This is a genomic window from Streptomyces sp. NPDC126510 (assembly GCF_040302345.1).
GTDB lineage: Bacteria > Actinomycetota > Actinomycetes > Streptomycetales > Streptomycetaceae > Streptomyces.
Window position 1 is genome coordinate 190,156 of record NZ_JBEORR010000009.1, and the last position, 25,861, is coordinate 216,016.

A 25,861-nucleotide genomic window follows, 5' to 3' on the forward strand; every position below is an offset into this window, starting at 1 on the left:
CCTTCCGTGTGGGGTTTGACCCCCGGAAGGCTGTTCGGCCGCCACAACCTCCGTAGCGACGCAGGGTGACGGAAGTTTCCGCCCTCGCGCGCACGCGCGTAGGGGCCGCCTCGGAAACCAGGAAACCGGAAACCTGCTCACTCCGCGTAACCCGCACGTGTGGTGACGGGCCGTCGCAGGGCCCGTCACCACCAACCCACCATCCCTGAGAAGAGGATCGCTTGTGAGTCACGGACAAGTCTGGCGGACGCATCGCCAGTACGCAGCCACCGCCGCCCGCTGGACGGCCGATCACTGGCGCAAGGAATCCGAGCGCCGCCGCGCCCTGCGCGCCGAACGCAAGCCCCTCGTGCGCGACGCTCGCCGTGCGCTCGCCACGGCGCGCGCTATCGACCCCGAGGGCGTCACCCCCATCCGCCACCGCGCCGAGCGGGAGTTGCGCACGGCCAAGCGGCGTGTGCCGGACCCGATGTGGCTGTTCGCCACCAAGACCGCCACCGCGCTCGGAGTCGCCGGGTACGTGTGGCTGCCGCAGGTCTCCGCCCGCGCGTGGATCTGGTCGGCCGTCGCCGTCGTCGCCGCCGTCACCGCCCTGTCGGTGTGGATCGCGGTGCGCGAGCGCGACACCACCGGCCTGAAGCCCACCGCTGAGGAGTCGGCGCTGCTGAAGCGTCTTCAGCCGCAGCACTGGAAGGAGCACGCCGAACAGCGCGGCCTGGCCGGGACGCTGACCGGCCGACCGAAGCTCACCGAAGCCGGGATCGTGTGCGCCGTCCGCCTCGACGGCACATGGACAGCGACCAAGCTGCGCGGCGCCGAGGATCACGTTCGGGCCCTGCTGGGGGCGCGCACGAGCCTGCGCATGCAGATCAAGGCGGGCAAGCAAGGCGGCTGGGCCGAACTCACCTTGCGCACCCGCAGCGCGGCCGACGGCGACGATCTGACCTGGACCCCGGAGCGGCGCTCGCTCGGCATCGACACCGTCACCGGCGAGCAGGTCACCGTGCCGCTGGGGGAACGGCTGCTCATCGCCGGACGCTCCGGCGCCGGTAAGTCGGTGGCCTCCCGGCCGCTGCTGTTCGACGCGTCCGAGGGAGAGACGAACGCGCTCGTCATCATCGACCTCAAGCGCGTGGAAGGTCGCCTGTGGGACCACCGGGCCCGCGTCGCGTCCACCCCGCACGAGGTCATCGACGTGACCGACGAGCTGGAGACGGAGATGCTGGAACGGCTCAGCATCCTGCCCAAGGGCCAGGACACCTGGACCCCCACCCCCGACCGGCCGCGCATCACGGTCGTCGTCGACGAGGGCGCCGAGGTCATGACTGCCGCCGACAAGGTCCCCTACGACACCGAGACCGGCGACGGCAAGACCCGCACCGCCACCCGCTCCGCACTCCCGGCCCTGGAATCCATCGCACGCATGGGCCGCGCAGCCTGCATCGACCTGTGGTGGATGACCCAAAAGCCCACCATCGGCGACGGCATCCCCAAGCAGATCGCCCCGCAGATCGGCGTCTCCATCTGCCTGGCCGTGCGCACGCCGGCCGAAGCCCGCGTGGTCCTCGGTGAGGACGCACAAGCCAAGGGCTGGAACGCCGACGAACTGCCCGTGCCGGGTGTGGCGCTGATCCGGGACGGCAAGCGCAAGCCCGACCCGGTCAAGGTCCGCTACATGGACAAGGCCGTCGTCATCGCCCTGCCCGACCGTGAGCCCTGGGCCCGCACGGCCACGCCCATGGTGGAAGCCGCGGGCGCCCCGACGCTCACGCTCGTCAAAGCCACGGCGTCGGATGAGCCCGCCACAGACAACGCCACCGCCCGCGTGCTCAAGGCCATCGAGACCGCCACCGAACCGGTCGCACAGAAGGACCTGGTCACGCTCACGGGCCTGTCCAAGGGAGCTGTGTCCAAGGCGGTCAAGGCCCTCACCACTGGCGGCACGGTCGTCCGCTCCCAGGACGGCCGACTGACCACCACGCGCGGCGACGAGTCCGCCGCCGCCTGATCCACCACACGACGACGGCGACCCCCATCCGACCAAGAACCGGGGCCGCCGCCAATCCAGCACGCTCACAACGAACTGGAGACATCCAGCATGACCCAACCCACAAGCATCCGGCGAGACAGGCACCGGTCGTTACTGCCGAGCGCTTCCCTGGAGTGTCTGCCGCTGCTCGCGTCCGCCCTCACGGCGGCCGAACGCGGTTGGCCCGTCATCCCGCTCCACCCCGGCAGCAAGCGACCGGCCGGACACGCCGAACGCGCCTGCCCCGGCACCGGGCGGTGCGCCGACCAGCACCGCACTCCGGAGGAGCGGGCCACCACCGACCCCGCCCTGATCCACGCCGCGTGGGCCCACCGGCCCTACAACGTTGGGATCGCGACCGGCCCGGCCGGGCTGCTCGTCATCGATCTCGACCCGGTCAAGGCGGAAGAGCCAGAAGGAGCGCCTGACGGCGCCACTTCGTTGCAAGCGCTCTGCGAGCGCGCCGGACAGGTCCTCCCCGACACCTACCGGGTGCGGACCGCGCGCGGTGAACACCTCTACTTCACCGCCCCCGCAGGGGTGCGGTTGAAGTGCAGCGTTGACCGGCTCGGGCCGCACATCGACACCCGCGCGTGGGGTGGCTACGTCGTCGCCCCCGGCAGCACCACCCCTGACGGCGTCTACGAGGTCGACCACGAGGCACCCGTAGCCGAACTCCCCGCGTGGCTCACCGCGCTGCTCACGGAGCAGGACAAGCCCGCCCCCGTGCCCGTGCGCGTCCATGACGGCACCCTCGCGGCACGGGTCGCCCTGGAGCGTGAGTGCGCCGTCATCGCTTCCGCCACCGAGGGCGGGCCGAACGGGCGGAACAACACGCTTCACCGCAGCGCGTGCAAGGTGGGGCGGTTCGTGGCGTGGGGCGACATCCCCCGGCACGTGGTGGAGCAGGCAATCCAGGGGGCGGGGGAGGCTACGGGCCTGCCGCCGACCGAGTGCCGCACCACCATCCGCAGCGCCCTGGACTGGGTCATCGCCCACGCCACCCCACGGGAGGCGGCATGACGGCGCCGACTCCCCCCGCCCTGGATTGCCCCACCAACACTCTCACCGGCCCGTATATCGCTCCACAGCCTGTGGACGCGACGGCTGTGGGCGAACCGAAAGGCGCCGCCCGTCAGGGCGTCCGAACTGCTTGTAGTCCTGACCCGCACGGCGACGACGGCCGCCGTCCCGTCGCGTGGCTGCACATCGTGGCACCGCGCGGCGCCGTCCCCACCGCCACCTCGCGGTGCGCCTGCGGACGCGACCGCTCAGCGATCGGGAAGCCCCGGGTGCTCGCCCTGATCGACGACCACGCCGCACACCGCATCGTGTGCCCCCTGCGCAACTCCCAGGAAGGAAGGGCCGCCGCATGACCAGCCCCATCGACGGCGCCGCGCTGCTCGACGAGGTGGAAGCCTTCCACCGACGCTTCAACGTCTTCCCTACCGAAGCCGCGTTCGTAGCGGTCACCCTGTGGGACGCGCACGCCCACCTGCTCGACTGTTTCGACTCCACCCCCCGCGTCGCCTTTTTGTCCCCCGAACCGGGGTCGGGCAAGACCCGGGCACTGGAGATCGTTGAAACGCTCGTGCCGCAGCCCATGACGGCCGTCAACGCATCCGCCGCCGCCCTGTTCCGGTCCGTCTCTGCAGGTAACGGCAAGCCCACGATCCTCTTCGACGAGATCGACACGGTCTTTGGTCCTAAGGCCGGGGACAACGAGGAGCTGCGTGGGTTCCTCAACGCCGGACACCGCCGCACGGGGGTCACCTACCGGTGCATCGGCGACGGCGGACAGCAGACCGTGCAGGCCTTCCCCTCGTACTGCGCGGTCGCGGTCGCCGGTCTCGGCTCGCTGCCGGACACGATCCTGAGCCGCTCCGTCATCATCCGCATGCGCCGCCGGGCCAGGAACGAGAAGGTGGAGCCCTTCCGGGCCCGCATCCACGAGGCGGAGGGTCACAAGCTCCGTGACCGGCTCGCCGAGTGGGCAGAGCAGGCACGCGGGTTCGTCATGGGGGCGTGGCCGGACATGCCGGACGGAGTGAGCGACCGGCCGGCGGATGTGTGGGAACCCCTGCTCGCCGTCGCCGACGCGGCCGGTGGGGACTGGCCCGAGCGGGCGCGGGCAGCCTGCGTGAGCCTGGTGACCGCGTCCAAAGCCAACGACAAGGGCAGTCTGGGCGTTCGGCTGTTGACCGACCTGCGCGATCACGTCATGGTCGGCATCGACCGCCTGCCCACCGTCGCCATCCTCGACCGGCTCAACGCCCTGGACGACGCGCCCTGGGCCGATCTGAACGGCAAGCCGCTCGACAACCGGCGGCTGTCGCGGATGCTCGCGGAGTACATGACGGCGGACAACGAGCCCATCACGTCCCGCAACATCAAGGCCGCCGGGAGCGTGCTCAAGGGCTACTACGCCGCCGATCTCCGGGACGCGTGGGCTCGCTACTGCCCCCCTCCCCCGGAAAGTCCGCTACCTCCGCTACCGGGCGCCGAAAACGCAGCCTGACCAGCACTAACGCGGTAGTGGCAACGGGCCGTGGTTGCCGCTACCGCGCCGCTACCCATCCGCTACCGCTACCCCTTCCCGCTACCGCGAACAGGCCCCTGACCTGCTCGGTAGCGGCGGTAGCGGAAGTAGCGGCCCTCAGAGGGACCCCCCGACGGACAGTCCTAGAGGAGACCTATCCATGAGCATCGCCACTGTGGAGATCGCACCCCTAGCTGAGGCTGGCGACCCCGCCCCGGTTGTTCTGACCGTCGAAGAGGCCGCCCGCTGCCTCCGCATCGGCCGCACTACCTGCTTCGCCCTCATCCGCACCGGAGAGCTGGAGTCCCTGATGATCGGCGGACTCCGGCGCGTCCCCGCTGATGCTCCGGCCGCCTACCTCGCCCGCCGACGCGCTGAGCAGCGCGCCGCCTGATCACCTCACACCGGGACGCCACCTCGCCACGAGGTGGCGTCCCGGGCCGTTTCCACACCCCGATCTGAAGGAGTCCGCCCGTGGCGGAAGAGAAGAAGCGCACTCGGCAGCCCAACGGCCGCAGCTCTATCTACCTGGGCAACGATGGCAAGTGGCACGGCCGTGTGACCGTCGGCATTCGTGATGATGGCAAGCCTGACCGACGCCACGTCGAACGCAAGACACGCGCCGAGGTGACCGCCGCCGTCCGTGAGCTGGAGCAGCAGCGCGACGCCAAGAGCATCCGGAAGGCGGGCCGCCCCTGGACGGTCAAGACGTGGCTGACCCACTGGGTCGAGAACATCGCCCCCCTCGCCGTCAACGAGAACACAATGGTCGGGTACGGCGTCGCCGTGCGGAAGCACCTGATTCCCGCCCTCGGTGCTCACCGGCTGGACAAGCTCAAGCCGGAGTACATCGAGAACTTCTACGGGCGCATGGTGGCCGACGGCCGTAAGGCCGGGACGATCCACCAGATTCACCGCACGTTCCGCACCGCGCTGAACGAGGCGGTACGACGTGGCCACCTCGCCCGCAATCCCGTCCAGCTCGCCAAGGCGCCCCGCGTCAGCGAGGAAGAGATTGAGCCGTACACGGTCGACGACGTGCAGCGCCTGTTGCGCGCGGCGGACAACCGTCGTAACTCCGCGCGCTGGGCCGTCGCGCTGGCCCTCGGACTCCGACAGGGTGAGGCGCTCGGCCTCAAGTGGACGGACGTGGACCTTGAACGAGGAGTGCTCATGGTCCGTCGAAGCCGCCGTCGGCCGCGCTACGCCCACGGGTGTGGTGAGACCTGCGGCAGGAAGGCCGGGTACTGCCCGCAGCGTCAGCGGACCAACCCGGAGACCGCCGACACGAAATCTCGTGCGGGACGGCGCGCGGTCGGGCTGCCCGCACAGCTCGTAGACCTGCTGCGGACACACCAGGTGAAGCAGGAGGTCGAACGCGCGGCGGCCGGTGGCGACTGGACGGACGAAGGATGGCTCTTCGCTACGCCAACTGGGCGGGGCACGTCGCCCCGGACGGACTACGACGACTGGAAGGAACTGCTTGACGACGCCAAGGTCCGAGACGGCCGGCTGCACGACGCACGGCATACGGCCGCTACCGTCCTGCTGATTCTCGGAGTCTCCGAGCGGGCTGTGATGGGGCTCATGGGCTGGTCTACTACCGCCATGGCCGCGCGGTACCAACACATGGTCGATTCCGTCCGCAGCGATGTCGCCCGGCAGGTCGACGGGCTGATCTGGACGACCGGGGGAGAGGGCCGGATCAGGGACACGCCCGAGATGTAGAACTCGGTGAGGATCCCTATATCTAGTGGTTGGATCCCGCTGAAACACTAGATGTTGTGGTCCAACCCGTCTCGGGGTCCCGTGATCGCGCTATGCTCTGGGGAACCTCACGACCAACTCAGGTCGGACGGAGGGTACTTCAGTCACGCCTGCCAGCAATCGACTGAAGCCCTCCGTCGCGAGAGTCACTACTACCCATCACTCGCCAGTGAGAAGGGATAAGCGATGACGTTCATTCCCGACCGTACCCGAAGCGGGTACGACGGTGAAAGCACTCTTCCGGCAAGAGGCCTGAAAGGGCTCCCGGGCATCGGAGTGGTCGTGATCATCGTGCTGATGTCTGTGGCTGCGGCGCTTGGTCAGTGGGCCGCCGTGGCCGCGCTCGCCGCCGTCCTCGGTGGCGGCCCGGTCATGGTCATTACCGTTCAGCGGGGTGTCGGGATCCCGGGTCGTACCAGAGGCTGGGCGGGTGGGTTCTACCGCTCCCGTCGCTGTTGTACGGCCAACTGAGACGGAAACTGAGACGGAGCAGCACGAAGGGCCCGGTTCATCGAACCGGGCCCTTCGTCTACCTGCGGTAGCGGAGGGATTTGAACCCTCGGTGACTTGCGCCACACTCGCTTTCGAGGCGAGCTCCTTCGGCCGCTCGGACACGCTACCGAGGGAGACCTTACAGCAAGGAGCAGCGTGCTTTGAAATCGGTATTCAGCGACCGCGGAAGAAGTCGGTGAGCGGCCCGGCGCACTCCTCTGCGAGCACGCCCTCGATCACCTCGGGCCGGTGGTTGAGCCGCCGGTCCCGGACGAGATCCCAGAGGGAGCCGGCCGCGCCGGCCTTCTCGTCGCGGACGCCGTAGACGAGCCGGTCGACGCGGGACTGCTGGATCGCGCCCGCGCACATCGTGCAGGGCTCCAGCGTGACCACGAGGGTGCAGCCGGCGAGCCGCCACGTGCCGAGGGCGGCCGCGGCCCGCCGCAGGGCGAGCAGCTCCGCGTGGGCCGTGGGGTCGCCACCGGCCTCGCGTTCGTTGTGCCCGGCCGCGAGCACGGTCGTGCCGTCCGGGGCCAGGACGACGGCGCCGACGGGGACGTCCCCGCCCCGGACGGCCTCGGCGGCCTCGTCCAGGGCGAGTCGCATCGCGGTCCGCCAGGGGTCGCGGACCGGATCCGGCGCTCTGGCGCTGCCACGACCGGTCAGCGGACGGCCTCCAGTGTCTCCGAGGCGCCCAGGGACTCGGCGATCTCGGTGACCGCGTCCGTCGACATCAGGCGCAGTTGCTTCTCGCTCACGCCGATGTCGTCCAGGATCAGCGCGTCGCCGACCGGGCCGTGCGGCACGGACTCGGCGGAGGCGACCGCCCCGGGGCCGCTCTCGGCATCCTCGTCGTCCCCGTCGGACTCACCGTCCTCGGTGCCGTCGAGATCGAGGGCGTCGAGGTCGGCACCGTCGTCCGGATCCCGGCCGAGCAGCTCGTCGGTCAGCAGGATCTCGCCGTAGCTGCTGCGGGCAGCGGCGGCGGCGTCCGAGACGTAGATGCGAGGGTCTTCCTCCCCGTCCACGCGGACGACGCCGAACCAGGCGTCCTCCTGCTCGATGAGCACGAGCACCGTGTCCTCGTCGGGAGAGGCTTCACGGGCCAGGTCGGCGAGATCCGACAGGGTTTCCACATCGTCGAGCTCTGTGTCGCTCGCTTCCCACCCGTCTTCGGTGCGCGCGAGCAGTGCGGCGAAGTACACCGTGACTCTCCCACTGGTCATAGGCGTGCCGGTTGGGGGTCCCCCCGGCGGAGGTTACGGGTGGGGAGTGCTCGTCCGAGCCCCACCCACTCGGAATCGTGGCAGAAACAAGGCGTTCAGGGGACGTCTTCGGCTCCCTGTGTCCGGCAGTTCCGCTCGCACGCCCGTTGCCGCCACCTGCGGATCGTACGCGGCTTTGCCCCGCTCCACGCACGGTCACCCGCGACAATCTCCGCGCGGTTCGTGATCTTTGCCGGGGGTTTCCTCACCCGTTTCCTACCAGCGGAAGGTGCGCATGCGCATGGCGTGCCGCAGCCGGGCCGTCTTGGCGCGGCGCGGCTGGACGCGGTCGCGCAGCGCCCGGGCCTCGGCCAGATCGCGCAGGAACCGGGCACGACGCCTGCGCCGCTCGGCGTCGGACTCGTCGGCCCCGTCCGTCCGGTCGGGCATCGGGCCCGTCCCCGGCCATATGCGCGGCAGCGGATCGTCTCGGAATTTCCGGTCCGGCATCAGGTTCACCACCCCTAGTCCGTCCTTTCCGCTTTCCCCCGGACGGACGGTTGACGCCGGTGATCGGGTCACGGCCTCGGGGCGGGCTTGCCGTGCGGTCCGGGGCACCCCGCCCGGTTAATGTTGTGGACATGCGTCTCCACGTCGTCGACCACCCTCTGGTCGCTCACAAGCTCACCACGCTGCGCGACCAGCGCACCGACTCCGCGACCTTCCGCCGTCTCGCCGACGAGCTGGTCACCCTGCTCGCCTACGAGGCCACGCGTGACGTGCGCACCGAACAGGTCGACCTCCAGACGCCGGTCGCGCGGACCACGGGCGTCAAGCTGTCGCACCCGCGGCCGCTGGTGGTGCCGATCCTGCGGGCCGGGCTCGGCATGCTGGACGGCATGGTCCGGCTGCTGCCGACCGCCGAGGTGGGCTTCCTCGGCATGATCCGCAACGAGGAGACGCTGGAGGCATCCACGTACGCGACGCGGATGCCGGAGGACCTGTCGGGACGTCAGGTCTATGTGCTCGACCCGATGCTCGCCACCGGCGGCACGCTGGTCGCGGCGATCCGGGAGCTGATCCGGCGTGGCGCGGACGACGTGACCGCCGTGGTGCTGCTGGCCGCGCCGGAGGGCGTCGAGATCATGGAGCGCGAGCTGGCGGGCACGCCGGTGACGGTCGTGACCGCATCGGTCGACGAGCGGCTGAACGAGCACGGCTACATCGTGCCGGGCCTCGGGGACGCGGGGGACCGGATGTACGGGGCCGCCGAGTAGGCCGGACGGGCCTCTCAGCAACCCTTCTTCGTCGTGGGCGCCGGCTCGGGCGTGGCCAGCTTGGTCAGCGCCCGGTCGGCGTCCGGCTTTTTCGCCAGCTCCTTGAAGCCGTCCCCGATGACGAGGTCGACGGCAGCGCCCTCGCGGGCCGCCTCGGTACGCCGTTCGGCGCCCGGGAGCTGGGTGCCGAGCACGGGCAGCGAGGTGTCGAGCGCGGCGGCGGGGCCGAGCAACAGGCCGGTGCCCTTGACCTTCTTGTCGTACTGCTTGGTCGCGTTGCCCACGTCGCCGATCTTGAAGCCGCGCTTCTTGAGCTCGTCGGCGGTCTTCTTCGCCAGACCGCCACGGGTGGTGGCGTTGAGCACGTTGACGGTGATCGTGCGCGGCTCGGGCAGGGCCTTGGCGCTGGGCGAGGGGCTCGCCTTGGTCTTGATGCCGCAGTCCGTCCCGTCACCGGCCGCGGAAGCCTCTCTGCCGCCGCCGGTGAAGACGTCGATGAGCTGCAGGGTGCCCCACCCGCCCACACCGAGGACGACGACGGACGCGACGGTCAGGACGACGAGCCTGCCGCGCCGCCGGGGCCGGCGCATCTTGGGGTACTTGTTGCCCGTGATGCGGTACTTGCCGCCCATGCCGGGGGGAGTCAGCATGCTCATGAGCGCAGCGTAGTGCGCCCGGGCGGCGATGCCTACTAGATGATCATTCGACGTCGCCCGGTGGAACCCGAAAGGGCCAACCCGCGACCGCCGGGGATCAGCCGAGCGATCAGTCGAGCTCGAGCACGCGCGCGTGCAGCACCTGGCGCTGCTGGAGCGCGGCCCGCACCGCGCGGTGCAGTCCGTCCTCCAGGTACAGGTCGCCCTGCCACTTCACGACGTGCGCGAAGAGGTCGCCGTAGAACGTCGAGTCCTCGGCGAGCAGCGTTTCCAGATCGAGCTGACCCTTGGTCGTCACGAGCTGATCGAGGCGGACCGGGCGCGGCGCGACGTCCGCCCACTGCCGGGTGCTTTCCCGGCCGTGGTCGGGGTACGGCCGGCCGTTTCCGATGCGCTTGAAGATCACACGGAAAGCCTACCGGTCAAGACCTTCCGGGCGCAGCCATGGCGCCGAGGTGCGACGCTGAAAAAAACCCCGCAAGGCGGTACGAACCGGGAACAGGGGCGTGAATATGCCGGACCGCGAGACCATGCCGTCGGCCCCCGCCCCGGAGGTGTCCGAGCGCGCCGCCGCCCTTCCCCAGGACGCCCTGCGGATCGCTTCCGGCTACGCCTTCGCGGGACCGGCCCTGCAGCTGGGCGCCTTGCTGTGGGACGGACAGTGCCTGCCGGACGCGCAGGTGCGGGTGCCGCTGGCCGTGCTCAACCGGCACGGGCTGGTCGCCGGCGCCACCGGCACCGGCAAGACCAAGACGCTCCAGCTGATCGCCGAGCAGCTGTCCGCCCAGGGCGTGCCGGTCTTCCTCGCCGACATCAAGGGCGACCTGTCCGGGATCGCCGCGCCCGGCCGGCCGGAGGCCCGGGTCGAGGGCCGGGCCGCGGACGTCCACCAGCACTGGGCGGCGACCGGCTTCCCGGCCGAGTACCTCGCCCTCGGCGGTATCGGGCGCGGCGTCCCGGTCCGGGCCACGGTCACGGGATTCGGGCCGGTGCTGCTGGCCAAGGTGCTGCGGCTGAACCGGACCCAGGAGCAGTCGCTCGCGCTGATCTTCCACTACGCCGACAGCAAGGGCCTGGAGCTGATCGACCTGAAGGACCTCCGGGCGGTCGTGACCTTCCTGACCTCGGACGAGGGCCGGCCGGAGCTGAGGACGATCGGCGGGCTCTCGGCAGCCACGGCCGGGGTGATCCTTCGGTCCCTCACCGCCTTCGAGGCGCAGGGCGCGTCCGGTTTCTTCGGGGAGCCGGAGTTCGACACGGCCGAGCTGCTGCGTACGGGTGAGGACGGACGCGGCGTCGTCTCGGTCCTGGAGCTGAGCGCCGTACAGGACCGGCCCCGGCTGTTCTCGACGTTCCTGATGTGGCTGCTCGCCGATCTCTTCCACGATCTGCCCGAGCTCGGCGACAGCGACAAGCCGCGGCTGGTGTTCTTCCTCGACGAGGCGCACCTGCTCTTCGACGACGCCTCCGAGGCGTTCCTGGAGTCGATCACGCAGACCGTGCGCCTGATTCGCTCGAAAGGGGTCGGGGTCTTCTTCGTGACGCAGTCCCCGAAGGACGTACCCGCGGACGTCCTCGCCCAGCTCGGCAACCGTGTCCAGCACGCGCTGCGGGCTTTCACCCCCGACGACCAGAAGGCCCTGAGCGCCACGGTGCGGACCTTCCCGAAGTCGCCCTACGACCTCGAAGAGGTGCTGACGAACCTGGGGACGGGGGAGGCGGTCGTGACGGTCCTGAGCGAGAGGGGCGCCCCGACCCCGGTCGCCGCGACCCGGCTGCGGGCACCCGAGTCGCTGATGGGGCCGCTCGGGCAGGAGGTTCTGGAACGGGCCGTCGCTCAGTCGCCGCTGTACGAGCGGTACGCGCAGGCCGTGGACCGGGAGTCGGCGTACGAGCGGTTGGAGCGCGGCCGGGGTGCGAAGGGGCCCGACGAGATGCGGGACGCGGCACCCGAACGACGTGGGCGGGCGCGGGAGCAGCCGTCCATGGCGGAGCAGGTGGTCGACAGCGGCGTCTTCAAGTCGCTGGCCAGGTCGGTGGGGACGCAGATCGGCCGGGAGATCACCCGGTCGCTGTTCGGCACGGCGCGTCGCTCGAGACGGCGGAGGCGTTAGGAGGGGCAGACGCCGGGACGGCGGAGGGGGCAGGGGCAGACGCCGGGACGGCGGAGGGGTCGGGGCGCCTCCGCCGTCCCGGTGGGTCAGCCGCGGTCTTGTCTTCTCCCCTTCGGGGGCTGCGGCGGCTTCCGCGTGTCCGGCTGGGAGGGGGGCCTGGGGGTGCTGCGGGCGGCCTCCGCGCGCAGGAGGGCGCGCAGGACCGCGTACGGGTCTTGGAGCATGGCTGGTTCCTCGTCGTTCCTGGTCGTTCTTCGTGGTTCCGTGCGGGACGGACGGGCCGGAAAGTGGCCGGTCCTGTCAGCAGCGCAGGACCTCGGAACGCAGGGGGCGAGGGTCGTGCGGCGGGCTCGGCGGTACGGGCACGGGCCGCTGTGCGGCGTTCGCGGGTCCGGGGCCCGGGATCGGGGCCGTGGCCGGTGGGACGGCGACGCGGCGGGCGCCCCGGGCCGGTGGGCGCGGGGCCGTGTCGAAGAGGTCGCACTCGACGGTTGGGTTCTCCCCGGAGACGGGGGCCGTCCATCCCGTGTGGGCCTCGGCGTGGGCGCCGGGTGCGAGGAGGGCGAGCAGCAGGACGAGCACCCGCAGCCAGGCGTGCCGGTGCGGGCCGCGGGGGACCGGCTGCGGTGCGGGGGTCACGGGAGGTCATTCCCCGCGGCGGCCACGCGGTTCATCCCGCCGACGGCGAGATCCGCTCGCTCGGCCCACGCGGGGGAGCCGCTCGGTGGCTCGGTCATGGTCCATGCTGCGACCGGCCCGGAACCGGCCGCCACCCGGAACGGACCAGGCGGCTGACGTGCCCGCCGACGGCTGTCACCGGGGCCGACCGGGTGGGTGACGTGCCTGCTGTGGGCTGTCGCCGGGGGCGGACCGGGTGGGTGACAGGGTGGGTGTCCCCACCCTGGCCGGCGCCCGGGGCGGATCACGTGGCCGTAGGGCCCGGCCCGGGTCGACGCCCGGGGCGGCGGGCCGACGTCCTGGCCCGGGGCGGGGCCTACTTGCCGGAGGCCTTCGCGGCCTTCGCCGCCGCCTTCATCTCCTGCTTGTGGGCCCGTACCTTGACCAGCGACTCGGGGCCCGTGATGTCGGCGACCGAGCGGAAGGAGTCCTGCTCGCCGTAGGAGCCCGCGGCCTCGCGCCAGCCCGTGGGGCGCACCCCGAGCTGCTTGCCCAGCAGGGCGAGGAAGATCTGGGCCTTCTGCTTGCCGAAGCCGGGCAGCTCGGCGAGGCGCTTCAGCAGCTCCTTGCCGGTGCCGACGTCCTTCCAGACGGCCTCGGCGTCACCGTCGTAGTGCTCGACGAGGTACTGGCACAGCTGCTGGATCCGCTTGGCCATGGAGCCGGGGTAGCGGTGTACCGCCGGTTTCTCGGAGAGCAGCGCGGTGAAGGCCTCCGGCTCGTGCGCGGCGATCTCGTGCGCGTCCAGGTCGTCCGTGCCGAGCCGCCGGGCGATCGTCGCCGGGCCCTTGAACGCCCACTCCATGGGGACCTGCTGGTCCAGCAGCATGCCGACCAGCGCGGCGAGCGGGCTGCGGCCGAGCAGCGCGTCGGCCTCGGGATCCTGGGCGAGGTGAAGAGTGACGTCCATGCCCCGATCATCCCCCGGGCCGGGCCCGCCCGCTGCTCAGGTCGCCCGCCAGTAGCCCAGCGCGTGCACCCGCTGCTTGGGCAGCCTCAGTTCCTTGCGGACGTACGCCGCGAGGGTGCGGGTCGTCGCCGTGTCGCAGGCGATCCAGACGTAGGGGTCGGCCGTGTCCTGGAGCAGGCCGGGCAGGTCCGACTTCACCCGGTCGACCAGATGGGCGCCGGAGTCCCGGCGGGGCACCTTGCGCAGCTCGTGCCGGTCCGGGTCGGCGCGGAACGGCAGGGCGTCGTCGCCGCCCTCGAACCAGACGGTGGCCGGGGCGGAACCCAGGGCGCCCAGGAGGGAGTTGATGGCCGGGAGCGAGGCCGGGTCGCCGACGGCGAAGACGTGCGAGGGCGCCGGGCTCGGGTGCTCGAAGCCGGTGCCCTGGACGGTCGCCTCGATGGTGTCGCCCGGTTTCGCCGCCCGGGCCCAGTCGCTGGCGCACCCCTCGTGCAGGGCGAACTCCAGGCCGAAGGTGCCGGCCTCGGCGTCCGGGTCGACCAGGGTGTAGGCCCGCTGGTGCGGCTTGCCCGCGTTGTCGAACCACAGCCGTACCCACATGGTGGGGTGCACTCCGGTCGCGGCCAGCAGACCGCCGTCGGTGAAGCGCAGCCGCCGGTAGTCCGGGGTGACGTCCTCGACGTCCGTCACCGTGAACTCGAAGTCCTTCGCGCGCAGCAGTCTGAGGACCGTGCCCTCCCAACCCCGCCCCTGCCCCATCGCGTTCCAGCCCCTCGCGTACGATTCCGGCCACAGCTTGACTTAGGCAAGGCTAACCTAAAGGTAAGTGGGGGTACAGCGTGGCCACCGAGATCTACCGTGACGCCTGGGGCATTCCGCACCTGCGCGCGGGCGGCGTGGTCGAACTCGCCCGGGCGCAGGGGCTCGTCACCGCCCGCGACCGGGCCTGGCAGCTGGAGGTCGACCGCCACCGGGCGCAGGGCACCTCGGCGTCGTTCCTCGGCGAGGAAGCCCTGGCCTGGGACCTGTTCGCGAGACGGGTCAGACTCGACGACACCGCCAGACGCTGTTTCGCGGACCTGGAGACGCGGGACCCCGGGACGGCGCGCTGGGTGCGGGCTTACGTCGACGGGGTCAACGAGGGACTGGCCGACGCCACCGCACCCGAGTTCGCCCGTACCGGCCTCGCCCCCGGCCGCTGGGAGCCCTGGACCCCCCTGGGGGTCTGGCTCGCCGTCCACATCCTCTTCGCCGGGTTCCCGGCCAAGCTCTGGCGCGAGCAGGTCGCCGCCCACCTGGACGCGGACGCCATCGGCCTCTTCGCCGCCGACGGTCCCGGCACCTCCGGCAGCAACGGCTGGCTGGTCGGCGGCGAGCGGACGGTCACCGGGCAGGCCGTCATCGCCGGCGACCCCCACCGCTGGATCGAGGACCCGGGCGTCTACCAGCAGATCCACCTGTCCTGCCCGGACTTCGACGTCGTGGGCCTGGCCGTCCCCGGCGTCCCCGGCATCGCCCACTTCGGGCACACCGGCACCGTCGCCTGGGCCATCACCAACGCCATGGCCGACTACCAGGACCTCTACCGGGAGCGGCTGCGGCGCACCGGCACCGGGGTGGAGGCCCTCGACCCGGACGGTGTCTGGCGGCGGGCGGTCCGGCACACCGAGACGGTCGAGGTGACGGGAGCGGAGCCGGTCGAGGTCGAGGTGATCGAGACGGACCGGGGCCCGGTGATCATCGGCGGTCCCGAGGGTCTCGACGGCGACCCGGCAGACACGGCCGATCCCTCGGGGCTGCCCGTGGCGATCAGCCTGCGCTACCCGCCCCGCGTCACCGGCGACCTCGGCTTCGGTGCCCTGCTGCCGCTGCTGCGCTCCCGCCGGGTCGCCGACGTGGACCAGGCCTTCGACCGCTGGACCGAGCCGGTCAACGTCGTCCAGGCCGCCGACACCGAGGGCGGTGTCCTGCACCGCGTGGCCGGGCGGGTGCCGGTGCGCGCCGGGGTCAACTCCCTGCGGATCGTGCCCGCCTGGGAGCCCGGCCACGAGTGGCGGGGCTGGCACGTGTCACCACGAGCCGGTCTCACCGACGGCGTCGCCGTCATGGCCAACCAGCGCGGCCCGGCCGAACCCCTCGGCGTCGAGTTCGCCCCGCCGCACCGCGCCGACCGCATCGCCGCGCTCCTCGCGGGCAAGGAGCGCTGGTCCGCCGCCGACATGCCCGCCCTCCACACCGACACCCACCTGGGCTCCGCGGCCCCCCTCCTGGACCACCTCGCCGCCCTCGACGCCCTCACCCCCGGGGCCGCCGCCCTGCGGGACCGCCTCCTTACCTGGGACCGCCGCATGGACGCCGGCAGCGCCGACGCGGCCCTCTACGCGGCCGTACGCGGAGCGGTCGTACGGCGGCTCGCGGCGCACCCGGCGTTCGCCGGGCTCACCACGCCACCGGCGTACCCGGAGGTGTTCCGGCCCTGGCTCGCCCTCGTGCCCAGGGTCGGCTTCGCCCTCGAACACCTGCTGCGGGCCGGGGAGCTGTACGGGATCGACCGCCCGGCGGCCGTCCGCGCGGCGATCGAGGACGTGGCGCTGCGCCCGTCGGCCGGCGTCTGGGGCGACACCCACCGCCTCGCCCCCTGGCGGGCCCTGGAGCCGGAGCGGCCGTACGACGAACCGGGGCTGTCCGGCGACCACGACTGCGTGCTGTGCACCTCGGGCGTGCCGGGCCTCACCGACCGGGCCGCCCGGGGCCCGGCCGCCCGGTACGTCTGGGACCTGGCCCGGCGCGAGGACAGCCGCTGGGTGGTCCCGCTCGGCGCCTCGGGCGTCCCCGGCTCGTCCCACCACCGCGACCAGCTGCCCCTGTGGCTCGCGGGAGACCTCGTCCCGGTCGTCACCGACTGGTCCCTGCTGAAGAAGGAAACCGATGTCTGACCCGTACGCCTCCCGCACCTGCGTCCACGAGGAGGTGACCGACGGCTTCGGCACCGTCCGCGTCGTGCCGCTGGACCCCGGGGCCGACGCCCCCGTGATCCACCGGTGGGTCGGCGAGGACCGGGCCGCCTTCTGGGGCATGACCGAGCTGACCGAACAGCAGGTCGCCGGGATCTACGCCCACATGGCGACGCTCGACACCCACCACGCCTACCTCGTCGTCCGGGACGGCGAGCCGGTCGCCCTCCTCCAGACCTACGAGCCGGAGGCCGACCGGGTGAGCGAGTGTTACGAGGTCCGCCCCGGCGACATCGGCGTCCATCTGCTCCTCGCTCCGGCGGGTCCGGGGGGCGGACAACGCGGCTGGACCGCCCGGTTGGTGACCGCGATCGCCGCATACGTCCTGCCCGGCCTGGACCGCCGGCGGATCGTGGTCGACCCGGACGTGCGCAACGAGAAGGCGATCACCCGTTTCCGCGCGCTCGGCTTCGCTCCCGGCCCGGTGGTGGTCCTGCCGGAGATCGACCTCCCGGACGTGTACCTGCCCGAGAAGAAGGCCCAGCTCGCCTTCCTGGACCGGGAGATACTGTTCCCCGGGTGACTCCCGAGGACCTCATCGCCCACTACGGCCTGGAGCCGATCCCGCGCGAGGGCGGTCTCTTCCGCCAGACGTGGGCCGGCCCCGAACGACCCGACGGCAGGCCGGAGGGGACGGCGATCGTCGCGCTCCTGACGGCGGACGACTTCTCCGCCCTCCACCGTCTGCCCACGGACGAGATCTGGCACTTCTACCGGGGCGATCCCCTGGAGCTCCTGCTGCTCGCCCCGGACGGCACCACGAGGACGGTGGTGCTCGGACCGGACGTCCTGCACGGCCAGCACGTCCAGTTCACGGTCCCGGCGGGCACGTGGATGGGCGGGAGGGTGCGCGGCGCCGGGCAGTGGACCCTGTTCGGCTGCACGATGGCGCCCGGCTTCACCTTCGACGGCTACGAGCACGGGGACGCAGCGGAGCTGACGGCCCGCTATCCGGCCGTGGCCGACGAGATCGCGGGACTGTCCAGGTCGGCCTAGGGGCGCGGGGCCGTACCGGTGTGCGGCTCCGCCGCCTGCGCGCGATCGACCCCGTGCACAAGATGACAATCGCCCAGCCGAACGACGGACCCCTCCACCCGGTGAGCACTACACCGATCCCGTCCGTACTCCCCTCGTAGCCGTACAGCCCGACCCCGGAGACCCACGTGGACCAACGGCGGAACGAGGATCGCAATGTCGGACATCCCCGGCGATTCCAAGCCCTGGTGCTGCTCGGCGCCGTGCTGGTACTGCTCCTCGCCGGAGCAGCCCCCGCCTCCGCCCACGCCGCCCTCCGCGGCACCGACCCCGACGACGGATCCCTCGTCCGCCAGGCGCCCCGTCACGTCACCCTGACCTTCACCGAGTCCGTGGGCCTGCTCGACGACTCCTTCCGGGTCTTCGGCCCCGACCAGCACCGGGTCCACACCGGCCAGGCCACGCACGCGGACGGCCGCTCCGACACGGCCCGGGTCGGCCTTCCCGGCAAGCTCGCCCAGGGCACGTACACGGTGGCCTGGCGGGTCGTCTCCGCCGACAGCCACCCCGTCTCCGGCGCCTTCTCCTTCTCCGTGGGGAAGCGTTCGGCGACGACGGTCCAGATCGACACGGGCTCGACCGAGGACCCGCTCACCGGCGGCCTCAACGACGCCGCCCGCTACCTCGCCTACCTCGCGGCCGCGCTGCTCGTCGGCCTCGCGGCGTTCGCCCTGCTCTGCCGGCCGGCGGACACCTCCGCCCTGCGCCGGCCGCTGGCGGCGGCCTGGTGGACGCTGCTGGGCTCGACGCTCGTGCTGCTCCTGCTGCGCGCCCCGTACGAGGCGGGCACGGGCCCGGCCGCGGCCTTCGACGCCTCCGCCCTCGGCCGCACCCTGACCGGCCGCCCGGGCCTGGCCCTCGTCGCCCGGCTGGTCCTGCTCCTGCTGGTCGCGGCCTTCCTGCTGTGGCTGTCCAGGCGCCGTGACCCGAAGGAGCGGCCCGTCGCCCTGGCGATCGGCACCGCCCTGGCCGCCGGACTGGCCCTGACCTGGGCGGCGGCCGAGCACGCCTCGGCCGGGATCCAGGTGCCCCTGGCGATGACGTCGTCCGTGCTGCACCTGCTGGCGATGGGCGTCTGGCTCGGCGGCCTCGTGGCACTGCTGCTGACCCTGCGCCGCTCGACCGGCGACGACGCGGTGAACGACATGGCGGAGGTCGTGCCCCGCTTCTCGCGGATCGCCTTCGCCTCGGTGACCGTCCTGGCCGTCACGGGCGTCTACCAGTCCTGGCGCGGCCTCGGCTCCCTCTCCGCGCTGACCGGCACGTCGTACGGCCGTCTGCTGCTCGCCAAACTGGCCGCAGTGGCCGTGCTGTTGCTGGCGGCCCGGTACTCGCGGCGCTGGACGGCGTGGATCGCGGCCCCGGCGGCCGTCACCCGGGCCGCTGTCCAGGAGCGGGTCCCGCAGCCGGTCGGGGCACCGGCCGAACACGACGGCCCGGGGGAACCCGGGACGCCGGACAGGACGGCGGAGGAGCCTGCCGCGTCCGGGGGCGATCCGGACACCCGGCGCCGTCTGCGCCGCTCCGTCCTCGTGGAGGTCGCCGTCGCCGCGGTGGTGCTGATGATCACGACCGTGCTCACGGGCACCCTGCCGGCCCGTGCCCAGGCCGAGGCGGCCCGGCAGGCCCCGGCGGGCGCGCTGCCGCCCACCACGCTGATCACGGTGCCCTACGACACGGGCACGGGATCCGTGAGCGGCCGCGGCACGGTGCAGGTCACCCTGGACCCGGCCCGCGTCGGCGAGAACGGTATCCAGGCCGTGGCCGCCGGCTCCGACAAGGGCCTGGTCGTCGTCCCCGAGATCCGCATCACCTTCACCCTGCCCTCCCGGAAGGTCGGCCCGATCGACGCCGAACTCACCGACCAGGGCGGCTACTGGAGCACCAACTCCGTCAACCTGCCGCTCGCCGGGAACTGGACGATGAAGACGACCGTTCGGGTGTCGGACGTGGACCAGGTGTCGGTGGAGCGCCGGGTGCGGATCGCGCCCTAGGCAGCCGCGCCGCCGGACCGTCCCGTTCGAGGAGCCGTGTCATGGTCTCGGCGTCGCGGACGGCGGCGTCGCCGCAGCAGTTGTTGAACAGGACGTGGACCTGCTCGGTCCGCCCGGCCAGCCGCCGCACGCGGGGCAGCCACTCGGCGAGTTCGTCCTCGTCGTACGCGTACCGGAACCGGTCCTCCTTGCTGCCGGTCCCCCAGGCGGTGCTGCGGCCGTGGAAGCGGACGACGGAGAGCCGGGGCGAGGTCACGGGCGTGACGGGCGGGACGGAGGACGCGAGCGTCTGCGTCATGTCGACGGCGACCGCGGCCATGCCGTGCCCGGCGAGCAGCGCGACCGTCGCCTCCGCCCGCCCCGGCTCCCACCAGGAGGGATGCCGGAACTCGACGGCGACGGGCCAGCCCGCCGTCCGCTCGGCGCACTCCCCGAGGAACGCCTCCGCCCGCTGCCCGGGCCGGAACCAGGGCGGGAACTGGAACAGCACGCTCCCGAGCCGCCCGGCCTCCCGCAGCGGCTCGATCCCGGCCGAGAACCTGTCCCACACCGCGTCGAGCACCGCCGGGTCCCGGTGCTCGGCCGGCAGTCCCCCGGGCATCACCGCCTGCCGCGTGGGGTGCCCGGTCAGCAGCGAGAATGCCTTCACGTCGAAGACGAAACCGTCCGGTGTCCGCTCGGCCCACAACCGGCTGTTCCGCTCGCTCGGCAGCGCGTAGTACGAGGCGTCGACCTCGACGACCGGAAACCGCTCGGCGTAGTGCCGTAACCGGCCCTCGGCGTCCCGCCGCCCCGGGGGATACCAGCCGCTGGCGACCAGCGCCCGGTCGGTCCAGGAACACGTGCCCACGCGGATCTGACCCATGGGGGAGCGGATACCCGGGCCGGGCGGCGGCAGGCTCGGCTTCTCGGCGGGGACGACACGGTGCAACCCGTCCCTATCGGGGTAGACCAGGTGATATCTGTGCAAATCCGGGGTTACGGCTGATTCCCCCGAGAGTGAGATGACCGATCATGGAGCAGCCCGTCACCGGCGGCCGGGCCACCCGGTCGTACGGAGCAGAACCGGAAGCCCTCGAAGCCCTCGTCGACGCCTCCCTCACGGCCCGAGTCACCCTCGACGAACACGGCATCGTGACCGGCTGGAACGCGGGCGCCGAGCGGCTCCTCGGCTACCCTGCCGGGCAGGTGACCGGCCGCCGGGCCGCGGATCTGCTGGCCGAGCCGATCCCGGTGCGCGGCGGCCTGCCCACGCTCGCCGATCTGCCCCGCTGGAACGGCGACATCGCACTCCGGCACCGGGACGGCCGGAAGCTGACCGTCAGGATCCTCGCCCACCACAGGCCGCCCGGCGCCGACGGGCCCGCCTGGCTCGTCGTCTCCGCACTGACCGACCGGCAGCCACCGGCCGGTCTCGACGAGTCCCTCGTGAGCTGGAGCTTCGCCCAGTCCCCGTGCTGCGCCCTGGCGATCTACGACACCCGGCTCCGGCTGCGCCGGGCCAACGCCGACATGGAACGGGCCACCGCGCTCACCGAGGAGGAGATGCGGGGCCTGCGCGTGTCCGAGATCTCCGGCGGCGATGCCGGCCGGCGGGCGGAACACGACATGGCCCGGGTGCTGCGGACCGGTGAGTCGGAGTACGAGGAGAACTACCTGCGCGCCCCCGGCGAAAGCCATGAGCACGCCTGGTCGGTCTTCCTGTCCGCGCTGCGCGACCACGAGGGCACCGTCCGGGGCGTCTGCCTGGCGGCGCACGACATGACGGAGCAGTTCTGGGCCCGCAAGCGCCTCCAGCTGATCGCCGAGGCCGGCCGCCGCATCGGCAGCACGCTCGACGTGACACGCACGGCCCAGGAGCTGGCGGACGTGACCGTCCCCGCCCTGGCCGACTTCGTCAGCGTCGATCTGCTGGCCACGCTGGACGACGTGTCCGAGCCGCCCGCGCGGGCCGTTCCGGTGGACGGGCCGCTGCTGCTGCGCCGGGCCGCCCTGCGGTCGGTGACCCCGGGCGCCCCGGAGTCGGCCGTGCCCGCGGGCACCGTGGACGCCTACCCGGCGGGCTCGATGCCCTTCGAGAGCCTGCGCAGCGGACGGCCCGCCCTGCACAAGACGAGCGATCCGGCGTTCACCGCCTGGCTCGCCCGCGATCCGGCGCGTGCGGCCCGGGTCCGCGCGTTCGGCATCCACTCCGCGATGACCGTGCCGCTGGCCGCCCGGGGCACCACCCTGGGCGTCGCCTTCTTCGTCCGGCACCGCAACCAGGAACCCTTCCGGCACGACGACCTGGTCCTGGCCGGGGAACTGGTGGCCCGGGCCGCGGTCAGCATCGACAACGCCCGCCGCTACACCCGTGAGCGGGCCACGGCCGTCACGCTCCAGCGCAGCCTGCTGCCGCGGCGGCTGCCCCGGCAGGCCGCCGTCGAGGTCGCCTCCCGCTACCTCCCGGCGGGCGGGCAAGCGGGGGTCGGCGGGGACTGGTTCGACGTCATCCCGCTCTCGGGGGCGCGGGTCGCGCTGGTCGTCGGAGACGTGGTCGGCCACGGGCTGGTCGCGTCGGCGACCATGGGGCGGCTGCGTACGGCGGTCCGCACGCTGGCCGACATCGACCTGCCCTGCGACGAGCTGCTGACCCACCTCGACGACCTGGTCGCCCGCCTGAACACGGAGGAGGAGACCGAGGAGGGTGACGCCGACGGGCGCGCGCCGGGCTCGGCCCGGACCACCGGCGACCTGGGGGCCACCTGCCTGTACGCCGTCTACGACCCCGTGACCCGGCACTGCTGCTTCGCCGGGGCCGGGCATCCCGTGCCCGCCGTGGTGAGCCCCGAGGGCACCGTCGAACTCGTCGGGCTCCCGACCGCGCCCCCGCTCGGCGTGGGCGGCCTGCCGTACGAGTCCACCGAGGTCGTCGTCCCCGAGGGCAGCCTGCTCGCCCTCTACACCAACGGCCTCGTCGAGACCCCCGAGCGCGACCTCGACACCGGCGTCGGCCGGCTGCGGGAGGCCCTTGGCCGCCCGGCCGCCTCGCTGGACGCCCTCTGCGACAGGGTCCTCGCCGACCTGCTGCCGCAGCGGCCGGCCGACGACGTGGCCCTGCTCATCGCCCGTACCCGCGCGCTCGACGCGAGGCAGGTCGCCACCTGGGCGGTGCCGTCCGACCCGTCCGCGGTCGCGCAGACCCGCAAGGACGTGGTGGCGCAGATGGAACGGTGGGGGCTGTCCGACGCCGTGTTCGTCACCGAGCTGGTCGTCAGCGAACTCGTCACCAACGCCATCCGGCACGCCGAGCCTCCGGTCCAGCTGCGCCTGATCCACGACACGACCCTGATCTGCGAGGTCTCCGACGGCGGCAACACCGCTCCCCACCTGCGACGCGCCCGCACCTATGACGAGGGCGGCCGCGGCCTGCTCCTCGTCGCCCAGCTGACCGAGCGCTGGGGCACCCGCCAGAGCGCCACCGGCAAGACCATCTGGGCGGAACAGACCCTGACCCCCGCGTGAGGAGCCACCGGCCATGACCCCACCAGCGTCCCGCCCGGCCGCCCGCGCACCCGTGCAGCAGGCCGCCCTGCTGGCCGGCCTGGTCTTCCTCGTGGTCGGTGTGCTGGGCTTCATCCCCGGCATCACCACCGACTACGGCTCGCTGGAGTTCGCCTCGCACGAGTCGGGCGCCGAACTGTTCGGCCTGTTCCAGGTCTCGATCCTGCACAACCTCGTGCACCTGGCCTACGGTCTCGCCGGCCTGATGCTCGCCGGGACGGCCGCCGGGGCGTACTCGTACCTGCTGGTGGGAGGCGCCCTCTACCTGGTGCTGTGGGTGTACGGCCTGTCCGTCGGCCATGACAGCGACGCCAACTTCGTGCCGCTGAACTCCGCGGACGACTGGCTCCACTTCGTCCTGGGCATCGCCATGATCGGCCTGGCCCTGGCCCTCGGCAGGCGCGGCACGCGCACCGACGCACGGTAAGGACCACCGAGGACGTCATGCAGACCTTCCTGCCCTACCCCGACTTCCGCGCCACGGCCCTGGCCCTCGACCGCCGCCGGCTCGGCAAACAGCGGGTCGAGGCGTTGCAGGTCCTGCGCGGCCTGGTCGTCCCCGGCTACGGGTGGCGCCGCCACCCGGCCGTGAAGATGTGGCTCGGCTACGAGGAGGCGCTGGTGCGCTACGGCCTGGAGGTCTGCCGCGTCTGGCGCGAGCAGGGCCACCAGGACACCTGCGCGGCGACGCTGGTGGCCGACCTGGCCGCGACCCGGCCCCACGCCCCGATCCGCGACCAGCACCGGCTGGCCGCCGAGGGCGAACTCCCGCCCTGGCTCGGCGACGACCCCTTCCACGAGAGCCACCGCTCGGCCCTGGTCCGCAAGGACCCCACGACCTACACGGCCCTCTTCCCGGGCGTCCCCGACGACCTGCCGTACGTCTGGCCGACGTCGGACCGCGCGGGCGAGCAGGCGCTGCGGAGCTGACGGGCGCCGGTGGTACTAGGCGGCCCTGTGGTGGGCCGGACGCCCGGTCGCGGCGGGCTGAGTCGGCGCGTCCTCGAACGGGAAGGCCTCGTCCTCCCCGAAGTCCGGGGCCTGGAAGGGGTTGGTCGCCGGAGGCGGCGACGCCGCGCCGGAAAGGCTGGGCTGCCCCTCCACGGCGGAGAACAGCGAAGTCGGTTCGATGAGAGGTCTCTTTTCCGGTACTGGCCCAGGTCGGGGCCAGGCGTGCCCTGACCGGGCACGGAGGTCCTACAGCTTGGTCATCTTGGCGTACGGGCTCGGGATCCGCATCTGCGCCGAACCGAAGTCCACGAGCGCGGCGATCCCGTCCTCGATGCCGATGACCCGGCCGAGCCCGTACATGTCGTGCGTGACCTGGTCACCCACGGCGAAGTACTTGGGAGCGGGGGCGACCGGAGCCTTGAAGGGGCTGGTAGGCAAATGACGCTTGGAAGCAGCAGGCTTTGTCATCAGCCTCAGTATGCGCCTAGTCGTGCCGCTCGCGCTGCGGCTGTCCACGTCCGGTGCCCGAACCGAGACGTAAACGAGGCCCTCACTGGCTTGAAAAATCGAACACATGCTTGAATTCGGCCATGCGAACGTTTCCCGACGACCTCGTCCGGGCGCAACGGGAGTGGAGTGCCACCTACCGGCAGCTCGCCGATCGGCCCGGCCGCACCGAGCTGCGCCGCCGCCTGTACCGGCTGTCGGCACGGACGTACTTCCACCCCTACTGGCAGCGGCGACGGCCGAGCCCGGCGGCGTGGTGGGAGCTGCGGGAGCTGGGAAGGACGGCGGGGGACGTGCGTGAGCGGCTCCCCCGGTGACGCGCCAGCCTGCGGGACCGTACGTCCCGGACGATCCTGAAGGCATGTCCGGACCGATTCGCGTGATCGTGCACCCGCCGTCGCCCTCGGGCGGTCGCCGCGTGCGCGTGGACGGCGAGATCCTCGGCCTCGCCCACAACGTGACCGATGTCGCCGAGTTCCTGCGCCGCGCCGGCCTGGAGATCGACCCGGCGGACGTGGCGGAGGTGCCGTGGATCGACTGGCGCGGGGTGGGGCCGGAGCACTGGGGCCCGGAGGCGGGCGGCTGACGCACGAGCCCACACAACACGCCAAGATGGTTGCATCTACCCTTTTCTGCCATATCGGAGGGCCCCATGAAGGACCTCAAGTTCGAGCAGAAGCGCTCCCTGTCACGCCAGGAGGCCGCCGACCAGCTCACGGCGCTCGCGGACGCACTGCGGGAAGGCGGGGACGCCGAACTGGAACTCGGCCCCGGCACGCTGGGCCTGCGGATCCCCGACGACCTCCACAGCGAGATGGAGGTGGAGATCGGTGAGGGGGAGATCGAGCTGGAGATCGAGCTGAAGTGGGCGACGGCACCGGCGCGGGCCACGCGCTCGGGCGCGGACGCGTCCCGCACGGACGTATCCGCGGAGAAGCCCAAGCGGAAGGCGGCGTCCGCGGGCACCGGCCGAAGCGGCACGGGCCGCACCGGCACGGGCCGAAGCGGCACGGGCACCGGCAAGACCAGGAGCACGAAGCGGTCCGCCGCGAAGTCCGCCTGAGCGAAGCCGCTCGACGCCGGCATCCCCGCGCAGGTGTTCACGGCCCGCGCGAGCATGCCGTACGAGGTGCGCGTGTGCGGGGCAGAC

General features: G+C 72.4%; 29 protein-coding genes and 1 tRNA gene. 19 read left to right on the forward strand and 11 right to left on the reverse strand.

The genetic code is table 11. The annotated features are described in order from the left end of the window. The first annotated feature begins 223 nt into the window (after positions 1 to 223). The 7 genes from ABTX60_RS15005 (at position 224) to ABTX60_RS15035 (ending at position 6,806) form a co-directional block, all read left to right on the forward strand. Complete coding sequence (locus tag ABTX60_RS15005) at positions 224 to 2,008, forward strand: MarR family transcriptional regulator (protein ID WP_352097469.1); 1,785 nt, start codon at positions 224 to 226, stop codon at positions 2,006 to 2,008. A gap of 90 nt (positions 2,009 to 2,098) precedes the next feature. Next, positions 2,099 to 3,052 (forward strand): bifunctional DNA primase/polymerase, encoded by a 954-nt coding sequence (locus ABTX60_RS15010; protein WP_352097470.1) that lies wholly within the window; start codon positions 2,099 to 2,101, stop codon positions 3,050 to 3,052. An 86-nt stretch (positions 3,053 to 3,138) separates the two neighbouring features. Then, positions 3,139 to 3,405 carry a hypothetical protein gene (locus tag ABTX60_RS15015; RefSeq protein WP_352097471.1) on the forward strand — a complete coding sequence of 89 codons (267 nt, stop codon included), beginning with the start codon at positions 3,139 to 3,141 and terminating at the stop codon, positions 3,403 to 3,405. Beyond that, the gene (locus tag ABTX60_RS15020) at positions 3,402 to 4,547 is read left to right on the forward strand and encodes a DUF3631 domain-containing protein (RefSeq protein WP_352097472.1); all 1,146 of its coding nucleotides are present in this window, start codon (positions 3,402 to 3,404) and stop codon (positions 4,545 to 4,547) included. The genes ABTX60_RS15015 and ABTX60_RS15020 overlap by 4 nt, the downstream gene beginning before the upstream one ends. A 181-nt stretch (positions 4,548 to 4,728) precedes the next feature. Then, positions 4,729 to 4,962: an excisionase family DNA-binding protein gene (locus ABTX60_RS15025; protein ID WP_352097473.1), complete on the forward strand. Its 234-nt coding sequence runs from the start codon at positions 4,729 to 4,731 to the stop codon at positions 4,960 to 4,962. 80 nt (positions 4,963 to 5,042) lie between these two features. Beyond that, positions 5,043 to 6,296 carry a tyrosine-type recombinase/integrase gene (locus tag ABTX60_RS15030; RefSeq protein ID WP_352097474.1) on the forward strand — a complete coding sequence of 418 codons (1,254 nt, stop codon included), beginning with the start codon at positions 5,043 to 5,045 and terminating at the stop codon, positions 6,294 to 6,296. A 225-nt stretch (positions 6,297 to 6,521) separates the two neighbouring features. Next, on the forward strand, positions 6,522 to 6,806 hold the full coding sequence (locus ABTX60_RS15035) for a hypothetical protein (protein ID WP_352097475.1): 285 nt from the start codon (positions 6,522 to 6,524) through the stop codon (positions 6,804 to 6,806). Between the two features lie 65 nt (positions 6,807 to 6,871). Here ABTX60_RS15035 and ABTX60_RS15040 read toward each other — a convergent pair. The 4 genes from ABTX60_RS15040 to ABTX60_RS15055 form a co-directional block, all read right to left on the reverse strand. Then, positions 6,872 to 6,956: transfer RNA gene (locus ABTX60_RS15040), tRNA-Ser, on the reverse strand. A 45-nt stretch (positions 6,957 to 7,001) separates the two neighbouring features. Further along, the gene (tadA, locus tag ABTX60_RS15045; protein WP_352097476.1) at positions 7,002 to 7,433 is read right to left on the reverse strand and encodes a tRNA adenosine(34) deaminase TadA; all 432 of its coding nucleotides are present in this window, start codon (positions 7,431 to 7,433) and stop codon (positions 7,002 to 7,004) included. A gap of 56 nt (positions 7,434 to 7,489) precedes the next feature. Continuing rightward, the gene (locus tag ABTX60_RS15050; RefSeq protein ID WP_352097578.1) at positions 7,490 to 8,032 is read right to left on the reverse strand and encodes a tRNA adenosine deaminase-associated protein; all 543 of its coding nucleotides are present in this window, start codon (positions 8,030 to 8,032) and stop codon (positions 7,490 to 7,492) included. 276 nt (positions 8,033 to 8,308) lie between these two features. Beyond that, complete coding sequence (locus tag ABTX60_RS15055; RefSeq protein WP_352097477.1) at positions 8,309 to 8,542, reverse strand: hypothetical protein; 234 nt, start codon at positions 8,540 to 8,542, stop codon at positions 8,309 to 8,311. Positions 8,543 to 8,673: 131 nt separating this feature from the next. Between ABTX60_RS15055 and upp the strand changes: the two genes are divergently transcribed. Beyond that, positions 8,674 to 9,309, forward strand: coding sequence for a uracil phosphoribosyltransferase (upp, locus tag ABTX60_RS15060; RefSeq protein ID WP_352097478.1), 636 nt, complete (start codon positions 8,674 to 8,676; stop codon positions 9,307 to 9,309). Positions 9,310 to 9,323: 14 nt separating this feature from the next. Here upp and ABTX60_RS15065 read toward each other — a convergent pair whose 3' ends face one another. Next, positions 9,324 to 9,941 (reverse strand): LytR C-terminal domain-containing protein, encoded by a 618-nt coding sequence (locus ABTX60_RS15065; RefSeq protein WP_352097579.1) that lies wholly within the window; start codon positions 9,939 to 9,941, stop codon positions 9,324 to 9,326. A gap of 133 nt (positions 9,942 to 10,074) precedes the next feature. Continuing rightward, positions 10,075 to 10,371, reverse strand: a complete 297-nt coding sequence (locus tag ABTX60_RS15070; protein WP_003999914.1) for a type II toxin-antitoxin system VapB family antitoxin — start codon at positions 10,369 to 10,371, stop codon at positions 10,075 to 10,077. A gap of 106 nt (positions 10,372 to 10,477) precedes the next feature. Between ABTX60_RS15070 and ABTX60_RS15075 the strand changes: the two genes are divergently transcribed. After that, on the forward strand, positions 10,478 to 12,079 hold the full coding sequence (locus tag ABTX60_RS15075) for a helicase HerA-like domain-containing protein (protein WP_352097479.1): 1,602 nt from the start codon (positions 10,478 to 10,480) through the stop codon (positions 12,077 to 12,079). 300 nt (positions 12,080 to 12,379) lie between these two features. Here ABTX60_RS15075 and ABTX60_RS15080 read toward each other — a convergent pair whose 3' ends face one another. The 3 genes from ABTX60_RS15080 to ABTX60_RS15090 form a co-directional block, all read right to left on the reverse strand. Beyond that, positions 12,380 to 12,718, reverse strand: coding sequence for a hypothetical protein (locus ABTX60_RS15080; RefSeq protein ID WP_352097480.1), 339 nt, complete (start codon positions 12,716 to 12,718; stop codon positions 12,380 to 12,382). A 355-nt stretch (positions 12,719 to 13,073) separates the two neighbouring features. Continuing rightward, positions 13,074 to 13,667: an HhH-GPD-type base excision DNA repair protein gene (locus tag ABTX60_RS15085; RefSeq protein WP_352097481.1), complete on the reverse strand. Its 594-nt coding sequence runs from the start codon at positions 13,665 to 13,667 to the stop codon at positions 13,074 to 13,076. A gap of 36 nt (positions 13,668 to 13,703) precedes the next feature. Next, entirely contained in the window at positions 13,704 to 14,426 is a 723-nt protein-coding gene (locus ABTX60_RS15090) for a siderophore-interacting protein (RefSeq protein WP_352097482.1), read from the reverse strand. 80 nt (positions 14,427 to 14,506) lie between these two features. On the opposite strand from ABTX60_RS15090, the gene ABTX60_RS15095 reads away from it, so the two are divergent. The 4 genes from ABTX60_RS15095 to ABTX60_RS15110 all read left to right on the forward strand — a co-directional run bounded on the left by ABTX60_RS15095 (position 14,507) and on the right by ABTX60_RS15110 (position 19,710). Next, positions 14,507 to 16,603 (forward strand): penicillin acylase family protein, encoded by a 2,097-nt coding sequence (locus tag ABTX60_RS15095; RefSeq protein WP_352097483.1) that lies wholly within the window; start codon positions 14,507 to 14,509, stop codon positions 16,601 to 16,603. Continuing rightward, on the forward strand, positions 16,596 to 17,204 hold the full coding sequence (locus ABTX60_RS15100; RefSeq protein ID WP_352097484.1) for a GNAT family N-acetyltransferase: 609 nt from the start codon (positions 16,596 to 16,598) through the stop codon (positions 17,202 to 17,204). The genes ABTX60_RS15095 and ABTX60_RS15100 overlap by 8 nt, the downstream gene beginning before the upstream one ends. Beyond that, positions 17,201 to 17,677, forward strand: a complete 477-nt coding sequence (locus ABTX60_RS15105) for a cupin domain-containing protein (protein WP_352097485.1) — start codon at positions 17,201 to 17,203, stop codon at positions 17,675 to 17,677. The genes ABTX60_RS15100 and ABTX60_RS15105 overlap by 4 nt, the downstream gene beginning before the upstream one ends. Before the next feature lie 227 nt (positions 17,678 to 17,904). Further along, positions 17,905 to 19,710, forward strand: a complete 1,806-nt coding sequence (locus ABTX60_RS15110) for a copper resistance CopC/CopD family protein (RefSeq protein ID WP_352097580.1) — start codon at positions 17,905 to 17,907, stop codon at positions 19,708 to 19,710. Here the strand turns inward: ABTX60_RS15110 and ABTX60_RS15115 are convergent. Continuing rightward, the gene (locus tag ABTX60_RS15115) at positions 19,610 to 20,575 is read right to left on the reverse strand and encodes a DUF72 domain-containing protein (protein WP_352097486.1); all 966 of its coding nucleotides are present in this window, start codon (positions 20,573 to 20,575) and stop codon (positions 19,610 to 19,612) included. The genes ABTX60_RS15110 and ABTX60_RS15115 overlap by 101 nt on opposite strands. Positions 20,576 to 20,724: 149 nt before the next feature. On the opposite strand from ABTX60_RS15115, the gene ABTX60_RS15120 reads away from it, so the two are divergent. Genes ABTX60_RS15120 through ABTX60_RS15130 form a run of 3 tightly spaced genes read left to right on the forward strand, consistent with a single transcriptional unit; the run spans position 20,725 to position 24,183 of the window. Continuing rightward, positions 20,725 to 23,214 (forward strand): SpoIIE family protein phosphatase, encoded by a 2,490-nt coding sequence (locus ABTX60_RS15120; RefSeq protein WP_352097487.1) that lies wholly within the window; start codon positions 20,725 to 20,727, stop codon positions 23,212 to 23,214. A 13-nt stretch (positions 23,215 to 23,227) separates the two neighbouring features. After that, complete coding sequence (locus ABTX60_RS15125) at positions 23,228 to 23,680, forward strand: DUF4383 domain-containing protein (RefSeq protein WP_352097488.1); 453 nt, start codon at positions 23,228 to 23,230, stop codon at positions 23,678 to 23,680. Between the two features lie 17 nt (positions 23,681 to 23,697). Next, entirely contained in the window at positions 23,698 to 24,183 is a 486-nt protein-coding gene (locus ABTX60_RS15130; RefSeq protein ID WP_352097489.1) for an MSMEG_6728 family protein, read from the forward strand. 267 nt (positions 24,184 to 24,450) lie between these two features. On the opposite strand, the gene ABTX60_RS15135 is transcribed toward ABTX60_RS15130, so the two are convergent. Next, the gene (locus ABTX60_RS15135; RefSeq protein WP_352097490.1) at positions 24,451 to 24,672 is read right to left on the reverse strand and encodes a hypothetical protein; all 222 of its coding nucleotides are present in this window, start codon (positions 24,670 to 24,672) and stop codon (positions 24,451 to 24,453) included. 122 nt (positions 24,673 to 24,794) lie between these two features. Between ABTX60_RS15135 and ABTX60_RS15140 the strand changes: the two genes are divergently transcribed. The 3 genes from ABTX60_RS15140 (at position 24,795) to ABTX60_RS15150 (ending at position 25,774) form a co-directional block, all read left to right on the forward strand. Beyond that, the gene (locus ABTX60_RS15140; protein WP_352097491.1) at positions 24,795 to 25,028 is read left to right on the forward strand and encodes a DUF8825 domain-containing protein; all 234 of its coding nucleotides are present in this window, start codon (positions 24,795 to 24,797) and stop codon (positions 25,026 to 25,028) included. Between the two features lie 44 nt (positions 25,029 to 25,072). Then, on the forward strand, positions 25,073 to 25,297 hold the full coding sequence (locus ABTX60_RS15145) for a hypothetical protein (RefSeq protein ID WP_352097492.1): 225 nt from the start codon (positions 25,073 to 25,075) through the stop codon (positions 25,295 to 25,297). A gap of 66 nt (positions 25,298 to 25,363) precedes the next feature. Beyond that, entirely contained in the window at positions 25,364 to 25,774 is a 411-nt protein-coding gene (locus ABTX60_RS15150; protein ID WP_352097493.1) for an amphi-Trp domain-containing protein, read from the forward strand. Positions 25,775 to 25,861: the final 87 nt, after the last annotated feature.